Origin of the sequence: Streptomyces sp. NPDC050528, assembly GCF_044457795.1 — a bacterium.
Taxonomy (GTDB): domain Bacteria; phylum Actinomycetota; class Actinomycetes; order Streptomycetales; family Streptomycetaceae; genus Streptomyces.
The window spans coordinates 219,435-240,986 of sequence record NZ_JBITHH010000010.1 but is presented as its reverse complement, the minus strand read 5'-3'; the positions used below and the strand labels follow the sequence as shown (position 1 = coordinate 240,986).

The following is a 21,552-nucleotide window of genomic DNA, read 5'->3' as shown; positions in this document are numbered from 1 at the left end:
AAGGAACTGCCGTGCCCCTGCGCTGTGTTGTCCTCGACGACTATCAGAACGTGGCGACCGAACTCGCCGACTGGTCGCCGGTCGAGGACACGGTGGAGGTCGTGAGCCTGCGTGAACACCTGGACGACGAGGGCGAGTTGGCCGCCGCCCTCGCCACCGCCGACATCATCGTCACCCTGCGCGAACGCGTCCCCTTCCCCGCCTCGCTGTTCGCTCAACTCCCCCGCCTGAAGCTGCTGATCGCGTCCGGGATGCGCAACTCGGTCATCGACTACGCCGCCGCGCAGGCGCACGGCGTCACCGTGTGCGGCACGGCCAGCTCCTCGACCCCGCCCGTCGAACTCACCTGGGCCCTGCTGCTCGGCCTCGCCCGCGGCATCGTCGAGGAGGCCAACTCCCTGCGCGACGGCGGCCCTTGGCAGCGGACGGTCGGCGCCGACCTGCACGGCCGTACCCTCGGACTGCTCGGCCTCGGCAAGATCGGCGGCCGGGTCGCACAGGTGGGCCTGGCCTTCGGCATGCGCGTCACGGCGTGGAGCCAGAATCTCACCAAGGAGCGCGCGGACGAGGTGGGCGTCCAACTCGCCGCGTCCAAGGAGGAGTTGCTCACGGACAGCGACTTCGTCTCGGTCCACCTGGCCCTCGGCGACCGCACCCGCGGCCTCCTCGGCCCCGCCGAACTCGCCCTCCTCAAGCCGACGGCGTATCTGATCAACACCTCGCGCGCGGCGATCGTCGACCAGGACGCCCTGCTCACCGCGCTGCACGAGGGCCGCATCGCCGGCGCCGGCCTCGACGTCTTCGACACCGAGCCCCTCCCCGCCGGCCACCCGCTCCGCACGGCCCCCCGCCTGCTCGCGACACCACACCTCGGCTACGTCTCGCGGGCCAACTACACGACGTACTACGGCCAGGCCGTCGAGAACATCCGGGCCTACCTGGCGGGCTCGCCCGTACGACAGCTGCCGTAGAAACCGCGCACCGTACGGCAGTTGACGCCGAAGGCGCGTGTCAGGCCGCTGTCGTGGACAGCCGGTAGATTCCCTCGCTCCGGCGCAAGTGGTGGAGGTCCACCAGGTAGCGCCGGAGCGTCACATGGTCGACCTCGCCCTCGTCGCACCAGGCGCGCAGCTTCTCGTTGACGGTGCGCTCGGGGTACTCGACGCCGGGCGTGAAGGTCTGCTCGGCGATGTGCTGGAGCACCACCTGCTTGCGGGTCCACTGGGCGGGGAGCCGGACCAGCCGGCCGTCCCGGACGAAGGTCCGCAGGATCATGTCGGTGTGCTCGTCGCCGGTGACCGGGCCGTCCTCGACCGGCTCGGCGCTCTCGCGGGCCAGCTTCTTGAACAGGTCGTAGTCGACGCGGAGTTCGCCGTCGTCCATGGTCTTCACCACGCCCTGTTCGCGCAGCCGCAGCAGGGCGACGGCCGTGCCCTTCGGGGTCAGGCCGGCCACCTCGGCGACCTGCTCGGAGGTCTCGGCCCCCAGGGCCACGGCCGCGAAGGCGCGCACACGGTTCTGCTCGGCGAACAGACGGAACAGTTGGTCGGTTGCCATGACCGGAGGCTAATGGGCGGCCACCCCTCACGGGCACCGAATTTCCGGGCGCCGAACACCCGCTCCCGGCGCTCGAAGTCCTGTTCAAAAAGGTGATCCCCGCGCTGTCGCCGTTACCAGCCATGCGCCGCCGCGTTGAACTCCAAGTGCGGTGGCGAGTCGTGCCGTCGTACTCATCGAACCAAAGGAGAACGTGATGTCTCGCATCGCGAAGGCGGCCGTTGTCGCCCTCGGCACGGGTGCTGTGGCGCTCGGCGGCGCCGGCCTGGCCATGGCGGACGCGGGCGCGCAGGGTGCGGCCGTCGGTTCGCCCGGCGTCCTGTCGGGCAACGTCGTGCAGGTGCCGGTCCACATCCCGGTCAACGTCTGCGGCAACACCATCAGCGTGATCGGCCTGCTGAACCCGGCCTTCGGCAACACCTGCGCCAACGTGAGCGGCCACGGCCACCCCGGCCACCCCGGCCCGGGCTACGGCGGCAACGGCTACGGCCACTGATCCGACCGCGCGCTTTCGACCGCACCCGCGGACGGACGTACGCGAAGAGCCCCGGCACCTCAGGCGCCGGGGCTCTCCCCATGTCCGCACATCCACGACCGGTCAGGCGTACCGGTAGATCGCGCTGACGTCCTCCAGCTGCTCCGGCGTCACGTCCCACGGCGGCAGCCTCTCCTGCCGTGCCACGACCCGGCCCTCCTGGTCGTCACCCGCCCCCGGCGGCTTCGCGGGCAGATAGCGGGCGCCGCGGTGCTTGTTCTGCCAGCGCGTCCACTGCAGGTCGATGAAGGCGTGGTGCAGCCAGAAGACCGGGTCGTTGACGGAGGCGCCGCCGAGCATCACGCCCCCGACCCACTTGTGGACGCGGTTGTGATTGCGCCAGGACGCGCTGCCGGACCCGGTGCCCCACCCTTCGAGCCGGTTGCGGAACCCCGTGCGGCAGGTCGAGTCCCAGGGCGAGATGTCGTAGACGGGGTCGGCGAGCGCCCCGTCCAGGTCGCTCTTCGTCGGCAGCGCGATCGGGGCGCCGGCCCGGCCCAAGTCCCTTGTGAGGTACGGCTCGTCGGTGATGTTCTCGGTGATCTTCCACTTGCCCGCCGCGTAGGCGAACGGCCCGGTCGTCACCTGGTGGTCGGAGCGCCGCCCGGTACCGCCGAGCAGGTCCTTGGTCCAGGGCGTGGAGGTCGCCGAGCGTTCGCGCGTCCAGTCCCAGTAGGGCACCGTCACCGAGGAGTCGACCCGGCGCAGGGCCCGCTCCAGGTCCAGCAGGAACTGCCGGTGCCAGGGCAGGAAGGAGGGCGCCATGTGCGCCGAGCGCAGTCCGTACTCCCCGTCGGGCACGAAGAACTCGATGTGGGTGCGCACGAACTCGTCGTACTCGCCCCGCCGTTTGATCTCCAGCAGCGCCGCCACGAACCGCCGCTTCTCGGCGGCGGTGAGTGTGCTGACGTCCTTACGCGTGTACGCCATGGTCTCCCCCCATGTGCATCGGACCGTTCGCCTCGCTCAACTCCCGCCCGGGGCTCAGCTCGTCGACCGCAGCGCGGGTCGCCTCCAGAGCCGTCGGGTACGAGCGGTAGTGGTCGACCATGCTCAGCCAGGTGCCGTCGGCCCGCCGCATCAGATGCAGCGGTCGGCCGTCCACCGTGACCTGCCAGCCGTCCTTCAGCACACCGTGGATACGACGGCCCCGGTACGTCTCGTCGAAGGCGGTGTCCCCGGGGTCCTCGCCGGAGCGCGTGGGCCGCGAGGCCGCGACGACGGGCACCAGGGCGACGGCGAGGGCGGCGCCGAACACCCCGCGCAGCGCCTCCCGTCGCGTCCTGCGCACCGGCCCGGGTCTGACCGACTCCCGGCCCACGGGTACTCCACCGACGCTCACGCTCATGGCCCAACTCCCTCGTCCGGTACGGCTCGTTCGAGGGGCTAACCGTCCGGCGCCCCCTGCGGTCACCGTCCGAAAGGCTCGGGCACACGGAAGGGCCCGGGTCGCACCACCCGGGCCCGTGTCCGCTCCTGCGCTACAGCCTTACAGGCCCGCTCCCGTGACCAGGTCGGCGCCGGGCACGGTCTGCAACACCGGGGCGAGGACGCCCAGTTGGGGCGCCTTCAGGTCCGGGAGGCCGAAGTTGTCGGGGTTGGGCGGGGTCAGCGGGACGTCCAGGGCCAGGCCCGGGGCCATCGTGCGCAGGTCGGAGGCGGGGGCGCTGACGCCGACGTGGTCGAAGCCGTCGCCGAGGACGTGCGGCAGCGGTGCGCGCAGGCCGAGGCCGGGCAGGCCGCCGTGGACGGGGAGTTGGGGCACGGCCCGCTCCGGGATGAGCCGACCCTCGACGTACCGCGGGCCCTCGGGCGAGCCCGGCATGGGCACCGGGATCTCCCCGCCCAGCTTGGGGAGTTCCATGCCGAGGGCGCTCTCCGCACCCTCCAGCGGCACGGGCACGGGAACCGCGGCGGCGGGGGTCGCGGCGGCGGCACCGGCCGCGGCCGCCACGGCCGTGAGGACGGCGGCGATGGTTCCTCGGGTGGTCGACTTCATGGAGTGCGGTCCCTTTCGGAATTCGGAGGCTCTGCGTGCTGACCGGGTAACGAGGCCGGGCAGGGCATCAGTTCAAGATTCCCCCGAGTGCCGTAGTAGTCAGCTTTCCGGAATTCCCGTCGGCGGGCCGGAAGTTGCTCCCCGTCAGCGGGCCGGAACCGGCAATTCCCGCCCGCTGTCGGGTCGTCAGCCGCGCAGGCTGCGGGCGGGCAGGATGATGTGCGCGGCGGCGTTCAGGGTGTCCTCGGAGCCGGCGAACTCGGCCAGCGCCTCGGGGGTGACGGGCTTGCCCGGCTCGGCCTCGGGCCAGGGGCGGGTGGTGAACACCAGGTAGGCGAAGCCGCGTTCGCCGACCGCCGCGAGCCACTCGGGCGGCGGCACGCACTGGGCGTTGAGCTGCGGCATGTTGAGGACGGCCTGCCCTGACTCGACGAGCATGGTGATCGGCAGGCTGGGCTTGGAGGCGCCGTCGACGACATTGCCGCCGACCGGGAGCCCGTTGTCGGTCAGCAGCCGTTCCACGGCGGCGGTGGCGGCCTCGGGGCCGTCCGCGGCGTCGCCCAGGGTGTAGGCGAGGAGGTAGGGCATGTCCCCGTCGGGGGCCTCGCCGCTCCACGCCAGGACGACGAGGGTGCCGAGGTCGGCGACGCGGAAGGGGCGCGTTTCGCTTGAGGTTGAGGTCACCGCGCGACCTTATCGACGGGCCGGAAGACCACCGGCCGCGTTCTCACCCGTCCGGCCGATGGCGCGGGCGCCCCGCCACACGAACGAGGGACGCCTCGCGACGCCCCTCGAACACCACCGGAGAAACTCAGCCCTGCAGCGGCAGACCGCCGAGCAGCGGGTTGTGCTGGTTCAGCGCGGCGGTCGCACCCTTGACGGTGTTGAGCGCGGAGCCCTTGTTCTCGGTGTCGAGCGCGTCCGACTGGTGCTGCAGCGGCATCACGTCGGCGGGCTGGAGCTGACCACTGGTGAGGGTGTTGACGGCGCCGGTGAGGCTGGTGGGCGTCACGTCGGCGGGGCTGTAGGCGAACGCGGGCGCGGCGGCACCGGCGATGGCGAGGGACCCGGCAACGACAGCGGCAGCCTTCAGGGACTTCATCGTGTTCCTTTCTTCGGCAACTCATGTCACCAGAGCGAATTCTGTCGCCGTGTGTAACGAGTTCCGGCCGGGGCGGAAACCCCGTGCGCAGAAAGTTTCTGCTGCCCACCCGAATGCAGCGTGTGTCTCATCCGCGTTTCCCATCCTCATATGAAAAGGCCGTGCAACCGAAAAGGCCGCCGGGCCGACCCCCGGAAAAGGGACCGACCCGACGACCGTTCTACGACTGCTCTACGACTCCTCTGCGGCTGCTCGCGTCAGACGCCCGGAACCGCCGGAACCGCGGGCACCGCCGGGAGCGAGGACGTCGACGGCAGCGCCGGCAGCGCGGGCAGACCGGGCAGGCTCGGTGCGGGCAGACCGCCGCCGAGCAGCGTGGCCGCGACCACGTTGACGAGGCCCGTCACCACACCGGTGACCGCCGGGACGACGCCGGCGACATTGCCGGAGGTGACCGCCGCGAGCAGCGTGGCGACCGCCTTCTGCAGAGAGGCGAGCGCGTCACCGGCGAGGTCGGCGGGCGCCTTGGCCTTGGAGTCGTCGGCGCTCTTGAGCGAGGGCAGCGCGGGCACGGCCGGAACCGCGGGCACGGCAGGGGCTGCCGGAACCGCGGGGACCGCCGGAGCGGCCGGTGCCGCCGCGGTGATCTTGGCGACGGCCGCGGTGACCGCGTCGCCCAGCGTCTTCGCCTGGTCGGCGGAGAGCTGGCCGTTGTCGGCCTTGAGCGCCTGGGTCAGCAGGTCGGTGACGGGGGTGAGCACGCTGCCGAGGTCGCCGAGGCTCTTGACCGGGGCGAGCAGTGCGTCAGCGTTGGGGACCGGCGCGCTCGACGCGGCGTGGACGTGCTTCCGCGCCGAGTCGTTGTCGGCCGCGACGGCCGCGGGGCCGGCGATTCCGATCAGGACAGTGGCACAGAGCACGGAGGACGCGACGCGCCGTGCGGGCAGACCACGCATGGGTGATTCCTTTCGGTGGTGCTTCGGATCTTGAGCCCACCGTGAAAGCGCTCACCACCACCTGCAACCGGGCGGACGCGCCGGGTGACCGTCCGTCAGCCGTACGGTCGACGTCGTGCCTGGTGAGGGCCATGTCAAGACCGAAGCGCCGGGCCGGGACCGCTACCGCCCATTCGGGGCAACACCCCCGAACGCCGACCGGCCGTCCCCCCGTGGAGACCCCACGGGAGAACGGCCGGACGAAGTGATGCGCGCGGACGTCAGTCGTTGACGCAGGTGTTGCCGAAGGCCGGGTTCAGCAGGCCGATGACGTTGACGGTGTTGCCGCAGACGTTGACCGGGATGTGGACCGGAACCTGGACGACGTTGCCGGACAGCACGCCCGGGGAGTGGGCGGCCGCGCCGTGCGCGTCGCTGTCGGCGGCGGCGATGCCGGCGGTGCCCGCCATGGCGGCGGCGGCAACGGAGGTCAGGACCAGGCCCTTCGCGATACGCGACATGGAGAGGTGCTCCTTGGGGTTGAAACAAACAGACGGGCGGGGATGCCCGGCGCTGTGTCAACGCGCGGCGCCCACAGGGGTTGTGCCGCCAATGGGGTGATCTCCCAGAGGGCCTAACTTCACCATTCCGACACACTTGCCATGTTTCGCCGGATTAATACGGATAGCCACTAGAGTTGCGCACCTCCCGAAGTACCCCTATAGCCAGCAAATCGCATATAGGGGCCGTACTTCCCGAAAGGGCACCTCCGGTCATGCGCAATTCCCTGGGTCCGCTGCTGCGCCGGGCGTCGACGGGCGCTCTGGCCCTCGTCACGATCTGGGCCCCGGCCGCCTCCGGAGCATCCGCCCCGCCCGCCGAGGCGGAGCGCGTCCCCTTCGCCCAGCGCTACCACGCGCTCCAGCACGGCGGCATCGTCCGCGCGGCCAACACCTCGATCAGCTGCCGCCAGGACTCGGCCGCCTGCCCGGCCGTACGCGAGGGACAGGCGGCGGTCAACGGCGACTTCGACATGTTCTACGTGGACGTCGACCGCGACCCCAACACCTACAACTCCTCCCGCGCGGAGGTCCGGTTGCCCGAGGGCGCCCGGGCCACGTACGCCCGCCTGTACTGGGGCGGCAACCTCCGCGTCGGCGAGCAGAAGCCGCCCAAGGACAACGGCCGGGTGCTGATCGCGGAGCCCGGCGGCGAGTACAAGGCGGTGCTCGCGGACAGCGTCGTAGGGCACCGGGTGGCGGGCGGCGCGGACGCGTTCCAGGCCTCGGCGGACGTCACCAAGCTGGTCCGGGAGAGCGGTTCGGGCCTCTACACCGTGGCCCAGGTCAACACCGCGATGGGCAAGTCCGCGGCCGGCGCGTGGGGCGGCTGGACCCTCGTCGTCGCGTACGAGAAGCCACAGGAGCCGCTGCGCCGGCTGGAGTTGTGGGACGGCTTCGGCGCACTGGACTCCCGTACCGGCGCGGAGATCCGCGTGCGCGGGGTGCGTGTGCCCGCGCACGCCGGGGGACGCGCGGGCGTGGTGGCGTACAACGGGGATCGCGGCCGCACCGGGGATTCGCTCACGCTCTCGACCGGTCGTACGAACGCCACCGCGCTCGGTGACGGCGCCAACCCCCGTGACGACGTGCTGAATTCCACGATCAGCGACCCGGCGGCGGCGCCTTCGGAGCGTGCGCCCGCGTATGCGAACACCCTCGGCTACGACTCCGATGTGTTCGATCTCGGCAAGGCGCTGCGTCCCGGCGGTGACCAGCTGGCCTTCCGGCTCGTTTCCCAGCGGGACGCGGCGTGGTTCGGGGCGCTCTTCGTCGCCGTCGACGCCCAGCAGTGAGGCGCGTTCCCGCCCGCAGTCCCGAGCGCCACCCGTGAGCGAGGAAACCGCGCAATGCACCAGCCAGCAACCGACGCTCGACCACGGGTCCTGCACCTCGCGCAGCCCGTGGACGCCGGGGTCGCCCGTGTCGTCACGGATCTGACGCGGGCCCAGCTCGCGTCCGGCCTGCACGTCACGGTCGCCTGCCCCGCCGGCGGCAGCCTCGCGGACGGGGTCGGGGCGCTCGGCGCCGACGTACGCCGGTGGGAGGCGACCCGCTCCCCGGGTCCGACGCTCGTCTCCGAGGTACGGCGGCTCGCCCGGGTGGTCGCGGAGGTGCGGCCCGATCTGGTGCACGCGCACAGCGCGAAGGCCGGACTCGCCGGGCGGCTCGCGGTGCGGGGGCGGATCCCGACCGTGTTCCAGCCGCACGCCTGGTCGTTCGAGGCGGTCGGCGGGGTCACTGCCACGCTCGCGACCGGCTGGGAGCGGTGGGGTACGCGCTGGGCCACCCGGACGGTGTGCGTGAGCGAGGCGGAGCGTACGACCGGGGTGCGGGCCGGGGTCCGGGGCCGCTGGAGCGTGATCCCCAACGGCATCGACACCGAGCGCTTCCACCCGGCGGCCGTGGACACCGTACGGGCCGGCATCGAGCAGCTCGCCGGGGTCGACCCGGCGGCTCCCCTGGTCGTCTGCGTCGGACGGCTGTGCCGGCAGAAGGGCCAGGACGTCCTGCTGACGGCGTGGGACGAGGTGGTCCGGCGCGTACCGAAGGCCCGTCTGGTGCTCGTCGGCGACGGCCCCGACCGTGCCGCACTGCGCCAACTCGCCCCGGATTCCGTCCTGTTCGCGGGGTCGGTCGCCGATGCCGTGCCCTGGTACCAGGCCGCCGACCTGGTGGTCCTGCCCTCGCGCTGGGAGGGCATGGCGCTGGCCCCGCTGGAGGCGATGGCCTGCGCCCGACCGGTCGTGGTCACCGATGTCGCGGGCGCCCGCGAGAGCCTGCCGCCCGCTCTCGCACCCCACTGCCTGGTCCCGGCCGAGAACCCGGCGGTGCTGTCCGGGGCGATCGCCGAGCTGCTGCTCGACCCGCTGCTGCGCGAGTCCCTCGGCCACCAGGGACGCCGGTACGTCCAGTCCACGCACGACGTGCGGCACACCGCCGAGGCGATCGCGGGCCTGTATCGCGAACTCCTCGGCGGCAAACCCGTCGTGCCCACCGAGTGCAGGGAGTCCATCCACTCGTGACTGCGGAAAGCACCGTCCCCTCCCCCGGCGGACAGCCACGGGACCACGGATTCTCGAACGTCTCGGTCATCCCCCGCCGCACCGGCGGCGGTTTCCGGTTCCCGGTCCGCCGCCCGCCCGCGCGACCGGTCTCACCGCTGCCACTGCTCGCCGCGGACCTCGCCGCCGCCGTGGCGGGCGCCCTCGCCCTCACCGGCACCCAACGCAGACCCCTGCTGGTCGCCCTGTTGATCGCCGGTTCGATACTGCTGCGCCCGCACCTGCCCCGGGCCGTACCCCGCGTCCTCGACGAACTCCCCGCCGTCTGCGGCCGGATCGCCGTCGCCTGGCTCGCGCTCGGCACCCTCACGGCGGCCTACGCCCCGGACCGCGCCCTCTCCCCGCGCACCCTGCTCCTGGGCTTCGCCCTTCAATCGGCGGCGAGTTGCGTGACCCGAGGCGCGGTGCACCGACGCCGCCGCAAGGCCCTCCTCAACCGCCCCCGCACCGCCCTGGTGATCGGCCCGGCGACGACCGCGCAACGCGTGGCGGCGGCGGTGCTACGGCACCCGAAGTGCGGAGTGGAACCCATCGGCATCGTGGCCGAACACCCGGACGGCGCCGAGGGGTTGCCCGTCCTGACCACCGGCGAGGAGGTCGAGCGCGCCCTCATCCAGAACGGCGTCCGGGCCGTCCTCACCGTGCATCCCTCCGTACGGTCCGAACGCGGGCCGCTGCTGAGGGCGTTGGCGGAATCGGGCTGCGTGGTCTGGGAGGTCGACGCGGACTCCCCGTCGTACGAGATGCGCGACCAGCTCGCCGGATTCGCTTGCAGGCGGCTGGAGTTGGGATCGCGCCGACGGGGCAGCTTCGGCAAACGGGCACTGGACGTACTGGCGTCCGGCACCCTGCTCCTCCTGGTCAGCCCGCTGCTGCTGGTGTGCGCGGTGGTGCTGCGTCTCACCGACGGACGCGGTGTCGTCTTCCGCCAGGAGCGCATCGGCAAGGACGGCCGCCCCTTCACTCTGCTGAAGTTCCGCACGCACCGCCCGGTCGACGAGCACGAGGCGGCGACCCGCTGGAACATCGCGCGCGAGCCGCAGATGAGCCGCTTCTGCCGCTTTCTGCGCCAGACCTCGCTGGACGAACTGCTCCAGCTCTGGAACGTGTTCCGCGGCGACATGAGCCTGGTCGGCCCACGCCCCGAACGCCCTTACTTCGTAGCCCAGTTCAGCCAGACCTACCCCGGCTACGCGGCCCGCCACCGGATGCAGACCGGCATCACCGGCCTCGCCCAGATCCACGGGCTGCGCGGCGACACCTCGATCGAGGACCGCTGCCGGTTCGACAACGCGTACATCGACAACTGGTCGCTGTGGCAGGACATCTGCATCCTGGCCCGCACGGTGACCGCGCTCGTACGTCCGACGGGGAGCTGAGCCGTGAACCACCGAGCCCGCCTGAACGCCCCTGTCCTGCCCGTACGTCCGACGGGGAGCTGACCGTGCTGCGCCGAGTCCACACGTTCGCCCCCGTCCTCCCGGTCATCGCCGTGATCGCCCTCCTCGGCCTGCCGCTCACCCCGGGCGCGGGCGGCGCGGGTCCGGCCGACGCGGTCTCCGGCCTCGTGGTGCTGTACTGCGCGATCCGGCTCCTCCGCGACCGCAGCCGCCCCCTGACCCCAACTGCCGCAGCGGTCATGGGACTTCCGGTCCTGGGCCTGTCGATCGCCGCGATGGGCGCGTCCTCACCGGGCGCGGGCCTCAGCGGCCTGGGCCGCTACCTGCAGATCTTCGTACTGGTACCGGCGGCGGTGGTACTGCTGATCCGCGACCGCCGCGACTTCCGCCTCCTGGCCTGGTCGTTCGTGTCCCTCGCGCTGTGGCAGGGGGCGATCGGCGTCAAGCAGTACGTCACCGCGACCGGCGCCTCGTACCAGGGCGAGGACATCCGCGCGGTGGGCACCTTCGGCCCGACCGACGTGATGGGCATGGCGACGGTGGTGTCCTTCGGCCTGATCTGCGCGCTGGCTCTGGCCTTGGGCCGAAATGACGCACGACAGCGGGCAGTTGCGGCGTGTTGCGCCCTCGCCCTCCTCCTCCCCCTGGCCCTCTCCTTCAGCCGGGGCGCGTGGATCGCGACGGCGGCGACCTGCGCACTGCAACTGGCCCTGGCGGGCCTGCGCCGAGCCCTGAAGGTGGCGGCGGCGGTGACGGCGGCGGCCGTGGTGCTGGTAGGCGGCTTCGGAGTAGGTACGGCGATGCTCCAGGAGCGCATCGACAGCATCACCCAAGTCACCGACACCCCCGACCAGTCGGTGATCGATCGCTACACGATGTGGGCGGCGGCAACAGCGATGTGGCGCGAACACCCGCTGACCGGCGTCGGTTTGAAGGGCTTCCCCGAACACCGGGACGGCAACGCCTCGTTGGCCTTGTCCTCAGGCAGCGACACGGAGGGAGCAGGCGCGGCCTTCCTCAAGCAACCCCTCCTCTCCCCCCACAACATGTACCTCCTGGTCCTCAGCGAACAGGGCCTGCTCGGCCTCCTCACCCTGGCAGGCAGCTGGCTGGCCTTGCTGGTGTGCGCGCTGCGAGGCCTGTTCCGGGTGCACCGCGCCCAACTCCCGTCCCTGGACTGCGCCTTGATCTCCACAGGCCTCCTGATCTGGCAACTGATCGACTTCGCCTACGCAGACATCGGCGGCCCGTCAACGGTCCTGACGGCGGTGATCTTCGGGGTAGTGGCGTGGTGGTCACTGGTAGGCGCAAACGCGGAGGAGCAGCCGCGCGTGGCGACTCCGGTACGCGCACCTGCCGAAGGGGCCCTGACCCAATGACGGTGAAGCCTCCAACACAGGCCAACACCAACCCCCTCAAGGGGCGCGGGGCTGTACCGATCAGCGGCTCCGCCGCGGAGCGCGACACACAGCCCAACACCAACCCCCTTAAGGGGCGCGGGGAACTGCGCGACCAGCCCCCACGGCGCAGCACCCGAACAACAACCGACACCACCCCCCTACTGCCACCGGCCCGCACCCCCGAACACACCCCCACCCCAGACTCCCGCGGCTTCCTGGCCAAAGCCGCACTGATCACCGCCGTCCTCTCCATCACCGGCTCCCTCCTAGGCCTGGCCAGAGACCAATCCCTCGCCCGCCTCTTCGGCGCAGGCAGCGAAACAGACGCCTTCCTCGTCGCCTGGACCATCCCAGAATTCGCCGCCACCCTCCTGATCGAAGACGGCCTCGCCTTCGCCCTGATCCCCGCGTTCAGCATGGCCCTCGCCCGCAGAGCCCAAGGCACCCGAGGCGACCCGGTCCGCACCCTGGTGGCAAGCACCCTCCCCCGCCTGACGCTGGCGTTCATCGCGGTCTCGGCCCTCCTCATCGGCACAGCCCCCTACCTGGTCGAAGCCCTGGCCCCCGGCCTACCGAACCCCGCCCTGGCCATCAGCTGCACCCGCCTCACCGCCACCTGCGTCCTCAGCTTCGGCCTGGCCGGCTACTGCAGCGCGGCGCTCCGCGCGCACCGCCGCTTCGTCGCCCCGGCCGCGATCTACGTGGCGTACAACATCGGCATCATCGCCGGGATGTACGCCTTCGGCGCCCACTGGGGCGTCCGCTCGGCGGCCCTCGGCGTCGCAGCGGGCGGTGTCCTGATGGTCCTGACCCAACTCCCCGCACTGTGGCGCCAGTTGAGGAGCCACAAGCCCACCGCCCCGGACGCGGACACCGGCCCCGCCGAACCCCGCCCGATGAACCTCGCCCTGATGGCCACGGTGCTGCTCTTCGCGCTCTGCCGCCAGTCCCAGGTCCTCATCGAGCGTTTCCTCGCCTCGCACCTCCCCGCCGGCGCCATCTCGCACCTGAACTACGCGCAGAAGGTCGCCCAGATGCCGATGGTGCTCTCGCTGATGCTCTGCACGGTCACCTTCCCGGTGGTCGCGCGGGCACTGGCCGAGGGCGACACCGAGAAGGCCCGCAACCGCGTCGAGCGGGACCTCGCCCTCGCCGCCTGCCTCGTCCTGCTCGGCGCCGCCACGGTGATCGCCTGCGCCCCGCAGATCATCCAACTCCTGTTCCAGCGCGGCGCGTTCACCGCCCACGACACCGCCGCCACGGCCGGCGTGATGCGCGTGTACGCCCTCGGACTGCTCGGCCAGACCCTGGTCGGCGTCCTGGTCCGCTCCTACTTCTCGGCCGGCCGCCCCACCTGGTACCCGGTCGGCGCGATGGCCGCCGGCATCGTCGTGACCACCTGGATCGGCGCCTGGACGGTCGGCCCCTGGGGCGTCATCGGCATCGCCGTCGCCAACGCCACCGGCATCACCGTCACCGCCGTACTCCTGCTCTACGGATCGGGCCCGCGCAGTGTCCCGCTCCGCACCCGGCAGGTCCTGATCGAGCTGAGCCGGCCGGTGCGTGCGGCCGTGGTCGCGACGATCGCGGGCGCGTTCGTGGCCCGCGCGCTGCCGTCGCCGCTGCTCGGTCTGGCCGTCGGCTGCACGACCGTCACCGTCGTCTTCGTCCTGCTCGGCTGGGCCCTGGGCGCCCAGGGCTTCGCACCCGCACTGGAAACCGTACGCTCCGTCACACGAAGGCTCATCCATGGCCGCTCCCGTTGATTCCCCGACCACCGGCAGACGCGCCACGGGCCCGGTCCCGTGGGTGGCGATGTACCACTCCGTGGGCGACTGCTCCGACGACCCCTACCGCATCACGGTCACCCCCGACCGCCTTGACCAGCAGCTGAGTTGGCTGCGCAGGCGCGGTCTGCGGGGCGTGTCCATGGCCGACCTGCTCGCCGCCCGCGCCCGGGGCGAGGGCCAGGGGCTGGTCGGTCTCACCTTCGACGACGGCTACGCCGACTTCGTCACCAACGCCCTTCCCCTGCTGGCCCGTTGGGACTGCGGCGCCACCCTCTTCGTCCTCCCCGGCCGCCTCGGCGGCGACAACGCCTGGGACCCGCAGGGCCCCCGCAAGCCCCTCCTCACCGCCGACGGCATCCGCCAAGCGGCCGCCGAGGGCGTGGAGATCGGCTCGCACGGCCTCACCCACGTCGACCTCACCAAGGCCGACTACGACACCCTGCACGCCGAGGTCACCGAAAGCCGTTCCCGGCTCCAGGAGTTGCTCAACTCCCCCGTCGACGGCTTCTGTTACCCCTACGGCACGATCGACGCGCGCACGATGGACGCCGTGCGCGAGGCCGGTTACGCCTACGCCTGCGCCATCGATCCCGGCGACCTCAACGGCCCGCACGCGCTCCCCCGCGTCCACATCGGCCAGAACGACACCGCCGTACGCCTCTTCCTCAAGTACCGGCTGCACCGCCTGCGCCGCCGCCCGGTGGAGGGGCTCGCATGAAGGCCCTGCACATCATCACCGGCCTCGGCGTCGGCGGCGCGGAGCAGCAACTGCGCCTGCTCATCCGCCACTTGCCGGTCGACTGCGACGTCGTGACGCTCACCAACCCGGGCGCGGTCGCCGACGGTCTGACCGCCGACGGGGTGCGCGTCTTCCACCTCGGCATGACCGGCAACCGCGACCTCGCCGCCCTCCCCCGCCTGGTCCGCCTCATCCGCACCGGCCGCTACGACCTCGTCCACACCCACCTCTACCGCGCCTGCGTCTACGGCCGGCTCGCCGCCAGGATCGCGGGCGTGAAGGCGGTCGTCGCCACCGAACACTCCCTGGGCGACTCGCAGATGGAGGGCCGCGACCTCAGCGCCGGGGTCCGCGCCCTGTACCTCGCCAGCGAACGCCTGGGCCGCTCCACGGTCGCCGTGTCCCCCACGGTCGCCGAACGCCTGAAGCGCTGGGGCGTACCCGGCCCACGTATCGAAGTCGTCCCGAACGGCATCGACTTGGCCCGCTTCCGCTTCGACCCGGTCCAACGCCTGCGCACCCGCCAGCGCCTCGGCCTCCCCGAGGGCGCGTACGTCGTCGGCGGCATCGGCCGCCTCGCGGCAGGCAAACGCTTCGACGTGCTGATCCGGTCCCTCGCCCAACTCCCGGACGACTACTGGCTGTTGCTGGTCGGCGGCGGCACCGAGGAGAACCTCCTGCGCCGTACGGCCCACGACTACGGGGTCGCCGACCGGGTGCTGTTCACCGGCGAACGCCCCTACACACCCGACGGCACCCCAGGCCCCGACCTGCCCTCCCTCACCGCCGCCATGGACCTGCTCGCCTCCCCGTCACCCGAGGAGGCCTTCGGCCTGGCGGTCGTAGAAGGACTGGCGTCCGGGCTGCCCGTGCTCTACGCCTCCTGCCCCGCCATCGAGGACCTCCCCCCGCAGGCCGCGGCCGCCGCCCGGCGTGTGCAGGGCGGTCCCGAGGTCTTCGCCCGCGCGCTGGCGGCGGCCCGCGCGCAGGGCCCGCGCCCGCGCACCGCCCCGGACGCCGCCCACCACTACTGCATCACCCGCAGCGCCGCCCACCTCATGGACGTGTACGCGGCCGCGGTCTCCACCTCGTCGCCGTCCCCCGCACCCCAGGGAGCCAGTTCCTCATGACCGAGATCCGACAGCACCTCCCCCTCAGCCGCGCCAAAGCCCTCCCGGCCTGGACCCTCCTCGCGGCCGGCGCCGTGACCGGCGGTCTGCTCGGCGGCGCGTACGGCGTCGTCAAGACCCCGACGTACACGGCCACCAGCTACGTCATCGCCGTCCCCACCGACAAGGCCGACTCGTCGACCGCGCTCGGTTTCGCGCAGGCCTACGGCCGGGTCGCCACGCAGCTCGCGGTGCTCGGGGACGCGCAGGTGTGGGCCGGTGTGCCGGTGAAGACGCTGCAGTCGAGCGTGCAGACGGCGACCTCGCCGGACGCGCCGATGGTCGCCGTCACGGCCACCTCCTCGCGCGCCGACCTCGCCGCCGACATGGCCAACGCCGTGTCCCGCTCGCTCACCGTGCACGCGAACGACGCGAAGGCCGACACCCACGTCGAACTCCAGACCTTCGCCCGCGCCATCAAGCCCACCGCGCCCACCTCGGCCTCGGCCGCGGTGACCGGCCTGGTCGGCGCGAGCGCGGGCGGCCTGCTCGGCGGCCTGCTGCTGCTCGTCCGCCCCCGCCGTACGACCGACGAGACCGGCCGCCCCGCCTCCGTCCCCAGCCCGGCCACCGCGGCCGACGTCCTGTGACACCGGTGTACTCGACCGAACTCGTCACCGACGCCCAGGAGTTCGCCGAACTCGCCCCGGCCTGGGGCCGGTTGTACCAGAAGTGCGGCGCGGCGACCCCGTTCCAGTCCCACGCCTGGCTGCACTCCTGGTGGCTGTCGTACGGCCGAACGGGCCGCCTGCGCCTGCTCGTTGTCCGCGACGGCCGCGAACTGGTCGCCGCCGCACCCCTGATGCTCGTCCGCAGCCCGGTGCCCTCCCTCGTCCCGCTCGGCGGCGCGATCTCCGACTACGGCGACGTGCTGCTGGACGACGACCACGGTGACCCGGCCGTCGCCGCGCTCACCGAGGGCCTCACGTCCGCCGCCCGCACCGCGCTGATCGACTTCCGCGAGGTGCGCCCCGGCGGCGCGGTCGAGCGCGTCTACGACCGCTGGCGCGGCCCGCGCCGCCGCGTCCACGACTCGCTGTGCCTGGAGTTGCCGGCCGTCCCGATGGCCGACCTGGTCGCCCGCCTCCCCTCCTCCAAGGCCCAGCGCGTCCGCGCCAAACTCCGCAAGCTGACGGCACTGGGCGTGGAGCGTCATGTCGTACAGCCGGACGGGGTGGACTCGGCGCTGCGGCGGCTGCTGGAGCTGCACCAACTCCAGTGGCAGGGACGGAAGGTGACGTCCGAGCATCTCCAGACCCGGTTCTGCGAACACCTCGTGCGCTCGGTCGGGCCGATGGTGCGCTCCGGGGACGCCGTCGTCACCGAGTTCCGGCTCGACGAGGACGTGGTCGCCGTAGATCTGACGCTGTTGTCGCGGCGGCTCGCGGGGGGTTATCTCTACGGCGCGCATCCGCGGCTGCGAGAGCGGAAGGCGGATGTGGCGGTGATGCTGCTCGACGCGTGTGCCGAGCACACCGGCGCCGACGAGCCCCGCACACTCAGCCTGTTGCGCGGGGACGAGCCGTACAAGCATCACTGGCGGCCCGAACCGGTCGTCAACCAGCGGCTGTTGCTGGCGCGGCGGCGGACGGCGCCGTTGATGTCGGCGGTGGTCTGCGATGTCGCCGCGCGCCGGCGGGGCAAGGTGCTCGTGCGGAAGTGGAAGGAACGCGGTGGCGACGGACCCTGAGCGGCCCGCCGCCACCTCTGGTTCAGCGGTCGCGCTGCCACCAGTCGAACTTCACGCACAGCTTCCCGCCGAGCCAGTACTCCACCCAGTCGCCCAGCTCGACCGGCGAGCAGTTGGCCGGGTGCGTCGGGGTGGGCGGGGTGGTGGGCGCGGTCGGCTTGGTCGGCTCCGGGGTGACCGGGGGCGTGGGTGTCGTCGGTGTCACGGGTGCGGTCGGGGTCGGGGTCGGGTCCTCGGTGCGGCCGAACAGGACCGAGCGGTAGACCTGGGACGACTTCGGGTTCTGGGAGCACTGCCACACACCGTGCGGGCAGTAGTCGGTGACCGTGTTGTACAGCGGCTTGTGCTCGTCCATCCAGGCGAGCATGCGCTTCATGTACTCCGCGTTGTCGCCGTTTCGGAAGAGTCCCCATTCAGGATAGGAAATGGGCTTGCCGTGGGATTTGGCGAAGTCCACATGTGCCTGAAGCCCGTAGGGCTCTTTCACCTGTTCGTCGAACGTCAGCCCGGACGGCTGGTCGTACGAATCCATTCCGACGATGTCGACCGTGTCGTCCCCCGGATAACACTGCGTCCAGGGAACGGCGTCCCGGCCGCGGCTCGGATCGAAGTCGAACCGGAATTTCTGGCCCGGCACCGAGCGCATCGTGGTGACGATCCTGTTCCAGTACTTCTTCCAGGCCTCCGGGTCCGGCCCGCAACGAGAGGTGTACGTGGTGCCGTTCATCTCCCAGCCGAGCACGATCACCGTGTCCGGCACCTTCAGGTCGACCAGCCGTTCGGCGAGGGCCTTGAAGTGCTGATCGAACTGACCGGCCGCGCCCTGCTGGAGCAGCCGCCGCACCTCCCAGTCGGAGACGCCGTCCTCGTTGTGCTCCTGCATCGGCACGTTGAGGACGAGCATCCGGTCGGACTTCTCGGTGCGCCAGTCCGCCCAGACGTCGAGGAGACCGGGGGCGCCCTCGATGTCGCTCCAGTGGTTGCCGGGCAGGTAGGTGTGACCGACCCGCAGTTCGGCCCCGCCCAACCAGCTGCTCAGCGCGGCCATGCGGGCCACCCCGCGGGCACCGGAGTCGAGGAAGGCACCGAAGGCCGGACCCGTGGGCGTGGTGGGCGCGGGTGCGGTTGTCGGGGAAACGGTGGTCGGAGATGCGGTGGTCGCGGGTGCGGTGGTGACGGGTGCGGTGGTGACGGGTGCGGTGGTGACGGGTGCGGTGGTGACGGGAGCAGGCGGATCGGTGATCCGCGTCACCCCCGCCGCGAACCCGGGACCCGACGCGAAAGCCGCCGACGCGGCGACCGTAGCCGCGATGAAGGCGAGTCGTCCGGTGCGGGACCGTCGCTGCTGTGGGGCCATGCCTGCTCCTCTCTCCACTCTCGTTTTCTCTTTCCTCTTTTTGACACTCAGTCATACGAATATGAATTACGCCACCGCCGTTGAGGCTTTCGAGTGTCCTTGTCGCCCGCGTGGGTGAACCGACCGAAGGAAACAGTCCGTGTCGCTGCTCGACATCCGTGTCCCCGCAGTTCTGTTGCGGATCGACCGGAATCCCTTTCACCACGGAACGCTGGGGGCCGTGCGTTCGCTGGGCCGGGCGGGAGTGGAGGTGCATGTGGTCGCCGATTCCGCCGGAAGTCCCGTACGCAGCTCCCGCTTTGTCTGTCAGATGCATCCGCCGCCGTCGCCCGGCGCGTCTCCCGCCGAGATCGCGAGCACGCTGCGGCGGGTCGCGGCGCGGATCGCGCGTCCCGCCGTACTGATCCCGATGGACGACGCGAGCGCCGTGGCGGTGGGCCGGCTCGGCGACGAACTCGCGCCCTCCTATCTGCTGCCGCAGCAGCCCGGCGCGCTGTCCGAACGGGTCGCCGACAAGGCCGAACTGGCCGCCGTGTGCGCGAGCGCGGACATCCCGCACCCGGTGACGCTGATCCCGGAGAGCCCGGCGCAGGCGGCGAGCGCCGCGTGGCAACTGGGGCTGCCGGTGGTCGCGAAGTGGAGCCGGCCCTGGCTGGTGCCGGCCGGGACCGGGCTGCGCAGCACGGTGGTGGTGCACAGCTCGCAGGAGGCGCGCGAGTTGTACCTGCGCGCCGAGGAAGCGGGCAGCCAGCTGCTGTTGCAGGCGTTCCTGCCGTCGGGCCCGGACCGCGACTGGTTCTTCCACGGGTACGCCGACCGGTCCGGCGCCGTGCGCGGCGGTGGCCCCGGCCGCAAGCAACGGGCCTGGCCGCGCGGCGCGGGCCTGACGGCGGTGGGCCGCTGGACGCCCAACCCGCAGGTGCAGGCGCTCGCCGAACGCCTCACCGCCGAGCTCGGCTACCGCGGCATCTTCGACCTGGACTTCCGCCGCTGCGGTTCGACCGGCCGCTATCACCTCCTCGACTTCAACCCGCGGCCCGGCGCCCAGTTCCGGCTCTTCGCCGACTCCGCGGGCCTGGACGTCGTCCGCGCCCTGCACCTCGACCTGACCCACCGTCCGCTGCCGGACGGGGCACCGCGGCCGGGACGTTCGTTCGTGGTGGAGAACTACGCGCCGCTCAGCGCGCTGCGCCCGGCACTCGGCGGACGCGAGCTGGCCTGGCACGCGCCGGACGACCCGGGGCCGGGCCGCGCGATGTGGGGACTGTGGGGCCGGCATGTGCTGCGCAAGGTGCGGGAGCGGCTGGGCGGGACGGCCCCGGCCGCGCGTCCGGCGGAGGCGCGGGTGGTGCGCCAGGCGGGCGAGAGTCACCCCAACGGGCCTGCCGGACCGGCCGAGTTGACCAAGTTGACCGAGTTGAGCGATGACGAGAAAGCGAGCAGCTGCTGATGTACGACCTGCTGGTGGTGGGCGCGGGCCCGTACGGCCTGTCCATCGCGTCCCACGCCGCGGCCGCCGGGCTGAACCTGCGCGTCTTCGGCCGGCCGATGGCGTCCTGGCGCGACCACATGCCCCGGGGCATGTTCCTCAAGTCGGAGCCCTGGGCCTCCAACCTGTCAGACCCTGAGGGCCGTTGGCCGCTCGACGTGTACTGCGCGGGCCAGGGTGTGGAGTCCCGGCACGGGGAGCCGATCCCGGTCGAGATGTTCGCCGACTACGGCCTGTGGTTCGCGCGCAACGCCGTGCCCGAGGTGGACGAGCGGACGGTGGAGCGGATCGCGCCGGTGCCGGGCGGCTTCGAGGCGGTGACCGACGACGGCACGGTGCTGCACGCCCGGACCGTCGCGCTCGCGGTCGGTGTCATGCCGTTCGTCGAAATCCCGTCCGCGCTCAAGGGGTTGGGCCGCACCCTCGTCTCGCACAGCAGCCACCACAGCGCGCTGGACGAATTCCGCGGCAAGGACGTCACGGTGATCGGCGGCGGCCAGGCGGCACTGGAGACGGCCGCGCTGCTCGCCGAACAGGGCACGCGGGTAAGGGTGTTGGCCCGCGCCGACGAACTCTTCTGGAACGACGTGCCGCCCGCGTGGGAGCGCCCGTGGTGGCAGTCGGCCCGCTCCCCGCACAGCGGCCTGGGCCCCGGCTGGCGCAACTGGTTCTACTCCGAGCGCCCCGACCTCTTCCGCCGTCTCCCGGAGTCGACCCGGGCCAGGATCGCGGCCAACGCCCTTGGCCCGGCGGGCGCTTGGTGGGTGCGGGACCGGTTCGAACCGGCGGTGGAGGTGCTCCTCGGCCACGAGGTCGCGGCGGCCGACGTGGTGCCGGGCGGGGTCCGCCTGGAGACGGTGAGCCGGGCGGGCGGGACGCGCTCCCTGGACACCGAACACGTCATCGCGGCAACGGGGTTCAAGGCCACGACCGGCCGACTCGGGCTGCTTTCAAGCGAGTTGAGGGGATCACTGGCCACGGTGGGCGACGGTTCCCCGGACATCGGCCGGGACTTCGAGTCCTCGCACCCGGGCCTCTTCATGGCGGGCCTGGTGACGGCCTCGGGCTTCGGCCCGGCGATGCGCTTCGTGCACGGCGCCACGTACACGGCGGGCGCGCTGGTGCGGGGAGTCGAACGCCGGCTGCGCTCGGAGCCGCGCGGCGGGATGATCCCGGCACCGGGCCGACGGAGCGTGCCGGCCTTCGTACGACGTTAAGGGCACGGGCGGCGCGGGTGTGCCGGGCGGTGACGTCCGGCACCCCGTG

Annotated in this window: 22 protein-coding genes; 13 read left to right on the top strand and 9 right to left on the bottom strand. The window is 72.1% G+C overall.

The annotated features are described in order from the left end of the window. Window positions 1–11: 11 nt before the first annotated feature. Entirely contained in the window at window positions 12–971 is a 960-nt protein-coding gene (locus ACIBK4_RS32495) for a D-2-hydroxyacid dehydrogenase family protein (RefSeq protein WP_399000480.1), read from the top strand. A gap of 40 nt (window positions 972–1,011) precedes the next feature. Here ACIBK4_RS32495 and ACIBK4_RS32490 read toward each other — a convergent pair whose 3' ends face one another. Next, window positions 1,012–1,557: a DUF2087 domain-containing protein gene (locus ACIBK4_RS32490; RefSeq protein ID WP_399000478.1), complete on the bottom strand. Its 546-nt coding sequence runs from the start codon at window positions 1,555–1,557 to the stop codon at window positions 1,012–1,014. Between the two features lie 196 nt (window positions 1,558–1,753). Here ACIBK4_RS32490 and ACIBK4_RS32485 point away from each other — a divergent pair, with 196 nt between their 5' ends. Further along, on the top strand, window positions 1,754–2,053 hold the full coding sequence (locus tag ACIBK4_RS32485; protein WP_327403990.1) for a chaplin: 300 nt from the start codon (window positions 1,754–1,756) through the stop codon (window positions 2,051–2,053). A 102-nt stretch (window positions 2,054–2,155) separates the two neighbouring features. Here the strand turns inward: ACIBK4_RS32485 and ACIBK4_RS32480 are convergent, their stop codons facing one another. From ACIBK4_RS32480 to chpG, 7 genes are all read right to left on the bottom strand, one after another. Then, window positions 2,156–3,022: a tyrosinase family protein gene (locus ACIBK4_RS32480; protein WP_399000476.1), complete on the bottom strand. Its 867-nt coding sequence runs from the start codon at window positions 3,020–3,022 to the stop codon at window positions 2,156–2,158. After that, a complete protein-coding gene (locus ACIBK4_RS32475; protein WP_399000474.1) occupies window positions 3,006–3,440 on the bottom strand; it encodes a tyrosinase family oxidase copper chaperone in 435 nt (144 codons plus the stop codon). The genes ACIBK4_RS32480 and ACIBK4_RS32475 overlap by 17 nt, the downstream gene beginning before the upstream one ends. Before the next feature lie 141 nt (window positions 3,441–3,581). Then, window positions 3,582–4,091, bottom strand: a complete 510-nt coding sequence (locus tag ACIBK4_RS32470) for a hypothetical protein (RefSeq protein WP_399000472.1) — start codon at window positions 4,089–4,091, stop codon at window positions 3,582–3,584. A gap of 186 nt (window positions 4,092–4,277) precedes the next feature. Continuing rightward, window positions 4,278–4,775, bottom strand: a complete 498-nt coding sequence (locus tag ACIBK4_RS32465; RefSeq protein ID WP_033284545.1) for a DUF5949 family protein — start codon at window positions 4,773–4,775, stop codon at window positions 4,278–4,280. Window positions 4,776–4,902: 127 nt separating this feature from the next. After that, complete coding sequence (locus tag ACIBK4_RS32460) at window positions 4,903–5,193, bottom strand: hypothetical protein (protein WP_360078174.1); 291 nt, start codon at window positions 5,191–5,193, stop codon at window positions 4,903–4,905. A 257-nt stretch (window positions 5,194–5,450) separates the two neighbouring features. Beyond that, the gene (locus ACIBK4_RS32455; RefSeq protein WP_399000469.1) at window positions 5,451–6,149 is read right to left on the bottom strand and encodes a hypothetical protein; all 699 of its coding nucleotides are present in this window, start codon (window positions 6,147–6,149) and stop codon (window positions 5,451–5,453) included. Between the two features lie 260 nt (window positions 6,150–6,409). After that, window positions 6,410–6,649 (bottom strand): chaplin ChpG, encoded by a 240-nt coding sequence (chpG, locus tag ACIBK4_RS32450; protein ID WP_019065678.1) that lies wholly within the window; start codon window positions 6,647–6,649, stop codon window positions 6,410–6,412. A gap of 254 nt (window positions 6,650–6,903) precedes the next feature. Here chpG and ACIBK4_RS32445 point away from each other — a divergent pair, with 254 nt between their 5' ends. From ACIBK4_RS32445 to ACIBK4_RS32405, 9 genes are all read left to right on the top strand, one after another. Beyond that, a complete protein-coding gene (locus ACIBK4_RS32445) occupies window positions 6,904–7,983 on the top strand; it encodes a DUF3344 domain-containing protein (RefSeq protein ID WP_399000467.1) in 1,080 nt (359 codons plus the stop codon). A 54-nt stretch (window positions 7,984–8,037) separates the two neighbouring features. Beyond that, on the top strand, window positions 8,038–9,213 hold the full coding sequence (locus tag ACIBK4_RS32440; protein ID WP_399000465.1) for a glycosyltransferase: 1,176 nt from the start codon (window positions 8,038–8,040) through the stop codon (window positions 9,211–9,213). After that, the gene (locus tag ACIBK4_RS32435; protein ID WP_399000463.1) at window positions 9,210–10,631 is read left to right on the top strand and encodes a sugar transferase; all 1,422 of its coding nucleotides are present in this window, start codon (window positions 9,210–9,212) and stop codon (window positions 10,629–10,631) included. The genes ACIBK4_RS32440 and ACIBK4_RS32435 overlap by 4 nt, the downstream gene beginning before the upstream one ends. A 65-nt stretch (window positions 10,632–10,696) precedes the next feature. Next, entirely contained in the window at window positions 10,697–12,031 is a 1,335-nt protein-coding gene (locus ACIBK4_RS32430; protein ID WP_399000461.1) for an O-antigen ligase family protein, read from the top strand. Next, window positions 12,028–13,818, top strand: coding sequence for a murein biosynthesis integral membrane protein MurJ (murJ, locus tag ACIBK4_RS32425; protein WP_399000459.1), 1,791 nt, complete (start codon window positions 12,028–12,030; stop codon window positions 13,816–13,818). Before ACIBK4_RS32430 ends, murJ begins: the two co-directional genes overlap by 4 nt. Next, a complete protein-coding gene (locus ACIBK4_RS32420) occupies window positions 13,802–14,560 on the top strand; it encodes a polysaccharide deacetylase family protein (protein WP_399000457.1) in 759 nt (252 codons plus the stop codon). Before murJ ends, ACIBK4_RS32420 begins: the two co-directional genes overlap by 17 nt. After that, window positions 14,557–15,711, top strand: a complete 1,155-nt coding sequence (locus tag ACIBK4_RS32415; RefSeq protein WP_399000456.1) for a glycosyltransferase — start codon at window positions 14,557–14,559, stop codon at window positions 15,709–15,711. The genes ACIBK4_RS32420 and ACIBK4_RS32415 overlap by 4 nt, the downstream gene beginning before the upstream one ends. After that, window positions 15,708–16,340: a lipopolysaccharide biosynthesis protein gene (locus tag ACIBK4_RS32410; protein WP_399000454.1), complete on the top strand. Its 633-nt coding sequence runs from the start codon at window positions 15,708–15,710 to the stop codon at window positions 16,338–16,340. Before ACIBK4_RS32415 ends, ACIBK4_RS32410 begins: the two co-directional genes overlap by 4 nt. A gap of 5 nt (window positions 16,341–16,345) precedes the next feature. After that, complete coding sequence (locus ACIBK4_RS32405) at window positions 16,346–17,440, top strand: GNAT family N-acetyltransferase (RefSeq protein WP_399000452.1); 1,095 nt, start codon at window positions 16,346–16,348, stop codon at window positions 17,438–17,440. Window positions 17,441–17,462: 22 nt separating this feature from the next. On the opposite strand, the gene ACIBK4_RS32400 is transcribed toward ACIBK4_RS32405, so the two are convergent. Continuing rightward, a complete protein-coding gene (locus tag ACIBK4_RS32400; RefSeq protein WP_399000450.1) occupies window positions 17,463–18,797 on the bottom strand; it encodes a glycoside hydrolase family 26 protein in 1,335 nt (444 codons plus the stop codon). A gap of 139 nt (window positions 18,798–18,936) precedes the next feature. Between ACIBK4_RS32400 and ACIBK4_RS32395 the strand changes: the two genes are divergently transcribed. After that, the gene (locus tag ACIBK4_RS32395) at window positions 18,937–20,247 is read left to right on the top strand and encodes an ATP-grasp domain-containing protein (protein ID WP_399000448.1); all 1,311 of its coding nucleotides are present in this window, start codon (window positions 18,937–18,939) and stop codon (window positions 20,245–20,247) included. Next, the gene (locus ACIBK4_RS32390; RefSeq protein ID WP_399000446.1) at window positions 20,247–21,503 is read left to right on the top strand and encodes an NAD(P)-binding domain-containing protein; all 1,257 of its coding nucleotides are present in this window, start codon (window positions 20,247–20,249) and stop codon (window positions 21,501–21,503) included. Before ACIBK4_RS32395 ends, ACIBK4_RS32390 begins: the two co-directional genes overlap by 1 nt. The last annotated feature ends 49 nt before the right edge of the window (window positions 21,504–21,552 follow it).